Source organism: Thioalkalivibrio sp. ALJ12 (assembly GCF_000378305.1).
Lineage (GTDB): Bacteria > Pseudomonadota > Gammaproteobacteria > Ectothiorhodospirales > Ectothiorhodospiraceae > Thioalkalivibrio.
In genome coordinates, this window is the sequence record NZ_KB899539.1 from 287,036 (window position 1) to 298,120 (window position 11,085).

Below are 11,085 nucleotides of genomic sequence, written 5' to 3' on the forward strand. Positions count from 1 at the left end.
ACACCACAAGACCACTGACCCCTGTATGAATCGACCGTACCTCCAGAAGCGCTTCCGAGAACTGGAAGCATTGTTTCGCACACAGGCTTGCGATCCCAATGTCTTGCGCGCATTGCTGGCTGAGCTTGATCACCGCCGGACGCCAAAGGCGAGGGGGCTGCGCGAGCGCGTGGAGGCCGCGCTGCGCGATGTGTCCAAAGACTTCGAGTTGGTATCTCCTACCGCTCAGGACTTCGAGTCCCGTCAAGATACTCGGCCGGAGCCATCTAGAAAGGCAACGGCCCCGGCCGTTCCTGACCCGAGTGAGGTGCTACCCAACGAGTTCCGCAGGGTTGCTGCCCGTGGATGCACAGGCCGCCCAGCCAAGTACGTACCAAAGCTGAAGACGGACCTTAAGCTCGCCGAAGCAGAGGCATCGCGCGCGGCGCGCTATGTAGATGGGCTCGAACTGCTGGTCGAGGAGATACGGCGCAAGGGGTACGGCGAGCTCCGGATAGAACTAGAGAACGGCCTGCGAAAGCCCTTGGACGGCAGCAAATGCGGCTATCTGTTCGACTTCAGTGAGGAAGCCAACCTGTTCGAGGGTGCGGAGGTCCAGGTGGTCGTCGGCGGTCGTATGGCCCCCGGGCAGGTCGTCTCATTGTTGCCGAACAAATTGCTGCTGGCCCTCGATGAGGATTTTGGCGAGCACTTGAACCACTGTTTGCTCAAGACGGACAGCGCTGCGCTACTGGTCTCCCTGAAGGATCGCCTGTCGCAGGCTGAAAAACGGGAGCTGACGGGGTTCAACACATCGTTGGCCGAGAACGTGCTGGAAGGGGCGCCGCGAATCTTGGAGCGTGTGCCCTTGCCTCGGGTGGCGGATAATTACGGGCTCAACACTAAGCAGGTGCAGGGCGTCGAACGAGGCCTGGGTAGCGAGGCACTCTATCTCTGGGGGCCACCGGGGACAGGCAAGACGCAGACGCTCGCGGCGCTAGTGCACTCCTTGTACGCGCAGGGGAAGCGGGTCCTGGTCTGTTCGAACACCAATCAGGCCGTGGACCAACTGCTGCTCAAACTCGCTCGAGTACTTCAGGCTCATGATCCTCAGGTTCTCGATACGGGTCATGTGGTTCGTGTGGGCCGAATTAGTCACAACGAGCTTCAGGGCGAGTTCAGCGCGTACGTTGGTCTTGAGGGCATCGTCGAGCGCAAGTCAGAGTCTCTGCGTGAACGTAAGGCCGAGGTGGAGCGCCAGCTTGCTTGCCTTGCTCAGACTGTGGAGGGCGCGCAGGGCCTGCTGGAAGTGTTCAAGCGGTTGGACCAGTACCAACGCAGCCTGGAAAAAATTCGGCAGTCGGAGGCAGAGGCACGCAAGCGCGAGACGGACAGTCTCGACGCGATTGAAAGGAAGGAAGCTACGCTGACGCAACTGCGTCAGGAGCTGGATGCACGTGCGGCCGCCGGCATGCTCCGCCGCATGCTTATGCGTAGTGAGCAGAATGTGCGGGAGGACATACAGAGAAATGAGCGTGCGCTTCGTGTGGCGCAAGATGAGGCGGCGACCGCAAAAGCGGATTGTGAACGGCTTGCTCGGAAGTTTTCTGATGCGCAGGGGGCTATTGCGCGCATGCAGGAACACTTGAGAGGCCAGGATCGCACCGCACTGGCGCGGCAGGTGGAGGAGTATGAGAAGCAGCGCCAGCCTTTTAGCGAAGAACTGGCCGACCTGAATCGTCAGATCGACGATGTTCAGCGTACTGCTCTTGAGCAGGCGCGCGTCATCGGGGCCACTGTGACCAAGAGCTATCTTAGCCCTTCTCTGTTTTCCGGCTTCGACGCGGTTGTTATCGACGAAGCATCCATGATTCTGCCACCGGCAGTGTTCTACGCTTCGGGCCTTGCTAAAGAGAAAGTTGTGGTTGCGGGCGACTTCGCCCAGTTGCCACCGATTGTGCAGACGGAGCAGCAGGCATTGGCGGATTTGTTTGCAACTACCGTGTTTGCGACGGCAGGTATCGAGAAACAGTGCGCGGATGGGGCCCTTGATGAGCGTGTTGTCATGCTGGATGAGCAGTACCGTATGGATCCAGCTATCTGTGGACTCATCTCTGGACTGTTCTACCGCGGTCAACTCCGGACAGGAGACAGAGAGAAGAAGGAAAAGGCGCCGCCTGATCCTTTCGCGGGACCACTGACGGTCATCGATACATCGAGGATCTGGCCATTCGCAGCACGCGACCGCGTAAAGTCCAGATTCAACATGATGCATGCTCTGGCCGCGCGTAACCTTTGTCGCTATTTGAAGCGAGAGGGCTTCATCGAAGGCACGACAGACCTTGGTATCTGTACGCCGTACGCTGCTCAGGCGAAGCTGTTCCGGAAGATCCTCTCCGGCGAAGGCCTAGGGGACAGCATCGCGGCGGGTACGGTGCACCGCTACCAGGGTGACGAGAAGAACATGATGCTGCTCGATCTGGTCGACAGCGTCGGCGACCCCAATGCCGGAATTTTCCTCCAAGCGACGGCGATGGCCGATGCAGGTGCCAAGCTGTTCAATGTCGCGGTGAGCCGAGCCGAGAATCATTTGGTCGTGCTTGCGAACCTGACCTACCTTGATGAAAAACTTCCATGCGACGCGTATCTGCGTGAGATCCTGTACGAGATGCAGCGGAAGGGTCGTGTCATTGACGTGCAGGAGGTTCTCGACCTCTATCCGATTGAAGAGGATTTGCCATCGCGCACCCACATGTCGGCGGACTTGAACTTCCGTCACGGTGCTGTCAGCCAGCGCGAGTTTGAGGCTCTGGCTCAGGAAGACATGACTGAGGCAAAACAGTCGATCACGATCTTTTCTGGCTTTATTACGCCGAGGCGCGTTGCGAGTTACGGCGACCTTTTCCGCCGCAAACTCGCTGAAGGGCTGAAGATTCGCTGTGTTACCCGCCCGCCGCGGGACAACGGCTCGATCCCGGAAGAACAGGGACGTGAGGCCCTTCGAGCGCTGGAGGGTATTGGCGTAACGATCGATCTTAGGCGTTACATCCATCAAAAGTTGGTGTTGATCGATGACCAGATAGCTTGGATTGGTTCTCTGAACCCGTTATCCCATACCGCCCGCACTGAAGAGATCATGATGCGGATGGACAACCGTGAAGCGGTTCAGCAAATCATCGAGCTTGTAACGGTTACCCGTGCAAAGGAGGTTGAGGTACACCAGAAAGAGAATCCGGCCTGTGGTAGCTGTGGAGGATGGACGATCTATGCCATGGGGCGTTATGGGCCTTACTTCGCGTGTGAAAGTGAATGTGGTTGGACTCAAAGCTTCGACCGATCCAGCAGGGCCCCGAAGAAGGTTTCTGGGGGAAAAGGCGGTGAGCCAAAGCCAGCCGTGAACGGGCCCGCGTGTCCGAAGTGTGGCAAAACCACACGCCTCAGAGAGGGCCGATACGGACATTTTTATGGATGCGTCAAGTATCCCGAGTGCAACGGGACGGCACAAGTTAAGGGCAAGAAAACTACTGGACGGGTTAAGGCGAAAAAGTCTAGTGAACGGGGACGAAAGGTGAAACGGCGCGTTGTATAAGCGAAGCTTCGCGACGCGCTCGTCCGATACTCTCTTTCGCCGATCCTTGAGTCACCGAGACATGGGATAGCATCGGTACAGTGTCTACCATGGGGCGTCCCGGATGGTAACGGCACCCGCGCCCGCCACTTGATTGCAACGCGGGTGCCAGCCCCAGTGCTGGCGCGGGACCTGTAGTGCGAAGGGTGGCCAACGGCCGCATCGAGTGGAAACGTGAGGACACCGTCCAAAACCTACGGCGAATGGGCAGGAGCAGTTGGTCACCGAAGCCGCAGAAGGCACTCTAGAAGTTCTCTGATCCACCGCATGTGTTACCGGCGAGCGATCAATTTCGCACGCGGTTGGTCGGTTCCTGCTCCTGGCGGAACACGCGCATGTTCAGCCGACCGACTGCGCGGCACCCGCTGGCGGTTGGCGGTGTCGCGCCTAAACCGTTCCTTCCGAATGAGCGGAAAAGGTATAATTACCACTCATAGCTGAGTTTCAGTTTGACGAGGCCAAAAGCAGGGCCAATCTGGAAAAGCACGGTATCGATTTCGAGACCGCCCAGGCGCTGTGGGAAGACCCGAACCTGCTGGAGATCCGGGCAAGGTCCGAGGGCGAGCCGCGATTCCTGCTGATCGGGAAGATTGCTGGAAGACACTGGTCGGCTGTCGTCACCTACAGGGAAGGCCGTACTCGCCTGATCTCCGTCAGGCGCTCCCGCAGGAAGGAGGTGGAGCTCTATGAAAGCTAAAGACTTCGACAAGAAATTCGACGAAGGGCAGGAAGATATCGTTGGCGATCTCGACCTCTCGTCGGCGCGCCGCGTCAATCAGGAACAGAAGCGCATCAACGTCGACTTTCCCGCCTGGGTGGTGGAGTCGCTGGACCGCGAGGCGGCGCGCATCGGCGTGACCCGTCAGTCCATCATCAAGGTGTGGCTGGTCGAGCGCCTCCAGGAAGAAGCCACCAGGAACCCGCTGAAGGGTGACGCCGCAGGCGGTGCGCATTAGCCAGGCGCCGGGCGCGTTTTGGAACCGCATTACCGTTCTCCATAAGGACTCTGGGGCGGGCCACGGGAATGGCGGTTTGCCGTTGCGCGCATAACCCTGCAAATTGGGAGCCATCGGAGGCCGTAACCACCAGGAAGGGAAGCATTGATGGCGGATAGCAGGGAAGCCCAGTTTCAGCAGGACATCATCGAAGCGATGACCGCCGATGGCTGGCTGACCGGTCCGGCCAGCGGGTATGACGCCGCCAACGCCCTGTACACCGAGGATCTGGTCGCCTACCTGCAGGAGGCCTGGCCGGAGCGCTGGGAGAAGTTCGCCGCGAAGAACGCGCAGGACCCGCAGAAGGCCCTGGTGCGCGCGGTCACCCGCGAGCTGGAGCACGACGGCACGCTGGAAGTGCTGCGCCACGGGGTGAAGACCCCGGGTGTAAAGCTGGATCTGTGCAGCTTCAGGCCCGACCACGAGATGAACCCCGAGTCCCTGGCGCGCTACCGCGCCAACCGCCTGCGGGTGGTGCCGGAGGTCTCGTACTCGCCGCATGCGCGCAGCGGCGAGTACAACCCCCGGCTGGATCTGGTGCTGTTCGTCAACGGCATCCCCACCGCCACGCTGGAGCTGAAGAGCGAGTTCAAGCAGTCGGTGGAGAACGCCAAGCGCCAGTACCGGCGCGACCGCCCGCTGAAGGACCCGGTCACCCGCAAGCCCGAGCCGCTTTTGACCTTCAAGCGCGGGGCGCTGGTGCACTTTGCCGTTAGCCAGGACCAGGTGGCGATGACCACGCGCCTGAACGGCAAGGACACCTTCTTCCTGCCCTTCAACCAGGGCACCGAGGAGGGCGGCGCCGGCAACCCCGCACCCCCGGACCCGGACAGCTACGCCACCGGCTACCTCTGGCAACGCGTGTTCCAGCCGGATGCCTGGCTGAAGATCATCGGCCGTTTCCTGCACCTGGAGGACAAACCGGAGGAAGACTTTCACGGAAAACGGCGCAAGAAGGAGTCGCTGATCTTCCCGCGCTTCCACCAGTGGGACGTGGTGAACCGCCTGATCGAGGCGACGCGCGAGGAAGGCGCGGGGCAGCGCTACCTGATCCAGCACAGCGCCGGCTCCGGCAAGTCCAACTCCATAGGCTGGATCGCCCACCAGCTTTCTGCGTTATACGACGATGCGGGCGACAAGCTGTTCAACTCCGTGATCGTGGTCACCGACCGCACGGTGCTGGACAGTCAACTCCAGAAGACTATTTTCGACTTCGAGCACGCGCATGGGGTGGTGCGGCCGATCACCCGCGATGTCGGCAGCCAGAGCAAGTCGGAGCAACTGGCCGAGGCGCTGGCCGAGCAGACCCGCATCATTATCGTGACCATCCAGACCTTCCCGGCGCTGTTCGACGCGCTGGACAAGCGCCCGGACCTGGCCGCCGGGCGCTACGCGGTGATCGCCGACGAGGCGCATTCCTCGCAGACCGGCTCCTCCGCCACCAAGCTGAAGGCGATTCTCGGAACGGACAAGCCGGAGGACGAGGAGATCAGCGCCGAGGAGCTGCTGGACGCGGCCGTGGCCGCGCGCAAACCCGCCGAGGGCATCAGCTACTACGCCTTTACCGCCACCCCCAAGGCGAAGACTCTGGAGCTGTTCGGCCGCCCGCCGAATCCGGAACTGCCGGCATCACAGGACAATAAGCCCGAGCCCTTCCACCTCTACTCCATGCGCCAGGCCATCGAGGAAGGCTTCATCCTCGACGTGCTGAAGAACTACACCACGTACTCCACCGCCTGGAAGCTGGCGCACCCGCACGCCGACGAGCAGGAGGTGGAGTCGCGCAAGGCCTCGACCAAGATCGCCCGCTGGGTGCGCCTGCACCCGTACAACATCTCGCAGAGGGTGGAGGTGATCGTCGAGCACTTCCGCGCCAACGTGCGCCACCTGCTGGACGGCCAGGCCAAGGCCATGGTGGTGACCGGCAGCCGCCAGGAGGCGGTGCGCTACGCGCTGGCCATGCGCGCGTACATCCAGCACAAGGGCTACACCGACGTGCACGCGCTGGTCGCCTTCTCCGGCTCCGTTCTGCCGGACGAGGTGATCCCCGAGGAGGTGACCGAGACCAGCTCGCTGCTGAACCCGGGGCTGAAGGGCCGCGACCTGGCCGAGGCGTTCAAGACCGACGAATACAACGTGATGATCGTCGCCAACAAGTTCCAGACCGGGTTCGACCAGCCCAAGCTCTGCGCCATGTACGTGGACAAGAAGCTGCAGGGCGTGGAGTGCGTGCAGACCCTCTCGCGCCTGAACCGCATCTTCCCGGGCAAGGAGGCCACCTTCGTCCTCGACTTCTTCAACGATGCCGAAGACATCCTCGAGGCCTTCCGCCCGTACTACAACAAGGCCGAGCTGGCCGACGTCTCCGACCATCAGATCGTCTACGACCTGCAGAAGAGCCTGGACGCCGCCGGCATCTACCACTGGGACGAGGTCGAGAACTTCGCCCGCGCCTTCTTTGATCCGAAGGCCGGCGCCAGCCAGCTCAGCTACTACTGCCAGCCCGCGAAGGAGCGCTACCACACCCGCTACAAGGCGGTGCTGGAGCAGATCCAGACCTGGAAGGCCGCCCATGCCGAAGCCGAGCGCAACGGCGACAAGGCCGGCCTGCACCGCGCCGAGCAGGAGCTGAAGGACGCCCACACCACCCGCGACGAGCTCGACCTGTTCCGCAAGAACCTGCAGAGCTTCGTGCGCAGCTACGAGTTCCTGTCACAGATCGTCGACTTCGAGGACCACGAGCTGGAACAGCTCAACGTCTACGCCCGCGCCCTGCACCCGCTGCTGCGCATCGAAAACATCGAAGAAGACGCCATCGACGTGGACGAACTGGAGCTGACCCACTACCGCCTGAACAAGCGCGCGGAGCAGCGCCTGAGCCTCGCAGAGGACGGCGCCGACTACGACGGCCTCAAGCCCGTCTCCGACGTCGGTTCCGGCAAGCCCCACGACCCGGAAAAGAAACGCCTCTCCGAGATCATCGACCAGCTCAACGAACTGTTCGGCGCCGAAGTGAGCGACGAAGACAAGCTCCAGTTCGCCAACGGCATCGCCGACCGCATCCGCCGCGACGACGCCGTGATGGCCCAGGTCGAGAACCATAGCCCCGACCAGGTGATGCACGGCCTGTTCCCCAAACGCGTCACCGACACCGTCCTCGACGCCATGACCGAACACGAGAAACTCTCCATGCAGGTCCTGGACGACCCGGAGCGCCAACGAGACTTCGCTCTCCTGATCCTGCGCCTGCTGACAGCACGGTCGCGGAGCCAAGGCAAGACCGATACGAGTATCGATGGAGGAAAAGTCCTCTAAAACCATGCCGCGCCCCACCCCTCCGCTCACAAAAAGAGTAATGAGACGAGCCGGAACTCACGCTCCCTCTTTGTCACGTCAGAAACAATATCCACGGCCAGCGTGCAGACGGCTTTTTCTCAATGCGCGGGGCCGCCTACGCATTATCTGGGATCCTCGGAATGGAATGGTCCACGCCTTCTCATAAACCATCAGAAAGCGGAGTGTGGCTGCGTTCGTCTATCCTGTTAGAGGTGCGTTATAAATGAAGTTCTATATTATTCAGCGGTCCAGTGCCCTTCCAAGCGAAGGAAAAGACTCCGCATATCTGAAGATAGATCATTGGGATGATTACTCATTCGTTACAATGTTCCATCTTTCGGTCCATGATAGTTATGGTGTTTTATACGACATTGGGGACGTGAAAATCGCCTTTAAGGATCAGGTTCCAGGCGAGGCTACATACGAAAGAGTTGCACATGAGTTTGACGCTTTGCCCGCTGGGTTCTTTTCGCTCGGTCAGGGCGTCGAGTATTACCAAAATATAGCTTCGCTACCAAACAGTATCGGTAAAGAACTTCTCCTCCGCTTGGGGGATATAGTTATTGAGCCAGCGCTCATCGAGGCGCATAAGCGTGAGCAATCGTTCAGAACGTCATTGCTGCGTAACGTCAGCCTCTCCTTGGTGAAGGGGCAGTACGCTCGCGTTCTTGGAGGAGGCGCGACGCTTACTGATTTTAAATTTCAGTTCACGAGGCCGGAGACCCCGGAGCTGTCTGCAATAGATTTGGACTTCAGCGTGGAGGTGGATTCCACACCAAGCACCAAAATCCATGCATTGATAGGACGAAACGGTGTCGGCAAAACAACTATCTTAAATAGCATGATAGAAGCGATCGTTCAGCGAGAAGAAGCGGCAGGGGAATTTTTCGATACTTCTGGAATCCGCGCGGAGCAAATATCGAGCGACTACTTCAGTAGCCTTGTTTCGGTGTCATTTAGCGCGTTTGATGCTTTCTCTCCGCCGAAAGAGCAGCACGACCCGACACAGGGAACATGCTATTTCTATATTGGACTGAAAGACCCGCGGAATGACGGGGGACATCGAACGATAGCCGACCTTCAGGGAGACTGTTTGAAGTCTTTGGTGAATTGCTTCGCGGATGAAAAGAAATCCAAACGTTGGCATGATGCTATCGAGAAACTTGGATCAGATGGAATATTTGAATCCATGGATCTCGGTTACCTGAGAGTGGCCTACGAAAGAGTCAGGGAGGAAACGGGTAGCGACTCACAGCATTATGTGTCAACCTTTCGATCGGCATATGATAATCAAATTTCGCCATATCTTAATCGGATGAGCTCCGGTCATGCTGTGGTGCTGTTGATTGTAACGAGATTAGTCGAGACAGTTGAAGAGAAGACTCTGGTTCTGTTAGATGAACCCGAGAGCCACCTGCACCCTCCGCTGTTGTCTGCATTCGTTCGGGCCTTATCTGATCTTCTTCATGATCGTAACGGTGTGGCGATAATAGCGACTCATTCGCCTGTGGTTTTGCAGGAAGTCCCGAGCTCGTGTGTGTGGAAGGTTTATCGTTCCGGAAGGTCGGTTAGTTTGGGGCGCCCGGCTATCGAGACGTTTGGAGAGAATGTGGGTCTGTTGACCAGCGAAGTCTTTGGGCTTGAGGTCGCTCGATCAGGGTTTCATGACATGCTCGCTCGCTCGGTCTCGTCGGGCGGATCATACGATGAGATTATTAGGCGATATGGCGGGAAGCTAGGCTTCGAGGGCCGAGCCATCCTTAAGGTGCTTGTGGCGGATCGAGACAAGGGTGTGCAAGATGATGAAGCTTGATGATCCTTCTTACAGCTTTGAGCAGGCTCTTGAAGAGTGTGAATTAGGAATTACGGGAAATAGTTCACTTCAAGTTAGGTTGGGTTTCAGCCGCCCCAGACTTTTAGCTCTTGGGGAGCAGTATGCAGAAGCGGCGCGGGAGGGTCATCTTTTTGAGATTGAGCCCATACCCAGTGGGTGTAGCTCAGACGCTTCTCTAGTTGGCGTCTTGAGTAGAACGGATTTAATCAAGCTCTATGATCAATATTTCGTTGGAGAGAAGAAGCCTGGTAGGAAGGTGTACGACTTCTTACTTAATTCAGCAAAAGAGAAGTGCCCGTTCTGTGGGGGGATTGGAACTGCAAGAAATATTGACCACTTCCTGCCGAAAGCGCACTTTCCTCAGTTTTCAATATTGCCACGCAATTTGGTCCCGGCTTGTCGAGATTGCAACATGGAAGGAAAAGGGAGTGGTTTTGCGCGTCGGGCAGAGGATCAACGGATACAGCCATACATTGATCATGACAGGTTCTTTGTTGAACAGTGGATTTTCGCGCGGTATCACGGCGAGGCTCAGGGAGAGCCGGGTAGATTTGAGTACTTTGTGGATCCACCTGTGGGCTGGTCGGAGAAAGATAAAAAACGGGTCTGGAATCAGTTTGAGGCGTTTGGGCTCGCGAAACGGTATGGGACAAAAGCTGCTGAGACCCTTTTGACTGTTCTGAGGCAAATGGAAAACCTGACGGCGATTGGTCTCGATGGAAAGGCGATCTCGACCGTGTTGCTGGAGCCCGGCGTGGAGCAAGCGCCCTTCGTTAACCATTGGCAAAGAGGAATGTACCAAGCGTTGATAGCGTGTCTGGCGGATGCCGGCGTGGGTGAATGACAGTGAAGGCACGGAGCGATTGGGGGTCAGGCCTTGCCTTTTGGCCGCGGCAGGTGTAGGCCTTCCGGCGCGATATCATCGATACCGATGGCCCTGTTTCATACACCCGAGACGCGGTCTTGCTAACTTCCATGTTCAATTTCGCACCCAGTTGACTGGAGCTTGGTATCGGGAGTTGGGGTGCTGGTATTCTGAGTATTCAGGGAGTGCGACTTAGAAATGCAGGGACATCTGGTCAAAATCCGTTACATGACAGAATATGTACACAAAGCAGTCATTTAATGGAATATACCATATTACAATCGGCGGTAATGTCATGTGAAAGAAGAATCGCGTCAACTTCCGCCGCATGTTGCGCAAACACGGGTTCCCGCCACACTTGCAAGCTGATGCAATCAAGAAGGTGGTCCAGCAGGCTGAAGTCCTCGCTCGCGAGGTTGCGTACTGCGACCGCCCATAGAAGAAAGAA

At 58.3% G+C, this 11,085-nt stretch carries 6 protein-coding genes and 1 pseudogene; all 7 read left to right on the forward strand.

The window, feature by feature from the left end; all coding sequences use genetic code 11:
• Positions 1-25 precede the first annotated feature (25 nt).
• On the forward strand, positions 26-3,568 hold the full coding sequence (locus F467_RS0108725) for an AAA domain-containing protein (protein WP_018139200.1): 3,543 nt from the start codon (positions 26-28) through the stop codon (positions 3,566-3,568).
• Between the two features lie 472 nt (positions 3,569-4,040).
• Positions 4,041-4,304: a BrnT family toxin gene (locus F467_RS13520; RefSeq protein WP_081601219.1), complete on the forward strand. Its 264-nt coding sequence runs from the start codon at positions 4,041-4,043 to the stop codon at positions 4,302-4,304.
• Positions 4,294-4,563: a type II toxin-antitoxin system BrnA family antitoxin gene (gene brnA / locus F467_RS0108730; RefSeq protein WP_018139201.1), complete on the forward strand. Its 270-nt coding sequence runs from the start codon at positions 4,294-4,296 to the stop codon at positions 4,561-4,563. The genes F467_RS13520 and brnA overlap by 11 nt, the downstream gene beginning before the upstream one ends.
• A 147-nt stretch (positions 4,564-4,710) precedes the next feature.
• The gene (locus F467_RS0108735; RefSeq protein ID WP_018139202.1) at positions 4,711-7,917 is read left to right on the forward strand and encodes a type I restriction endonuclease subunit R; all 3,207 of its coding nucleotides are present in this window, start codon (positions 4,711-4,713) and stop codon (positions 7,915-7,917) included.
• A gap of 244 nt (positions 7,918-8,161) precedes the next feature.
• On the forward strand, positions 8,162-9,751 hold the full coding sequence (locus tag F467_RS13185) for an AAA family ATPase (RefSeq protein WP_038050444.1): 1,590 nt from the start codon (positions 8,162-8,164) through the stop codon (positions 9,749-9,751).
• Positions 9,738-10,616 carry an HNH endonuclease gene (locus tag F467_RS13820; RefSeq protein ID WP_026182222.1) on the forward strand — a complete coding sequence of 293 codons (879 nt, stop codon included), beginning with the start codon at positions 9,738-9,740 and terminating at the stop codon, positions 10,614-10,616. Before F467_RS13185 ends, F467_RS13820 begins: the two co-directional genes overlap by 14 nt.
• 343 nt (positions 10,617-10,959) lie before the next feature.
• Positions 10,960-11,076: pseudogene (locus F467_RS13920) on the forward strand (hypothetical protein); the annotation flags it as partial.
• Positions 11,077-11,085: the final 9 nt, after the last annotated feature.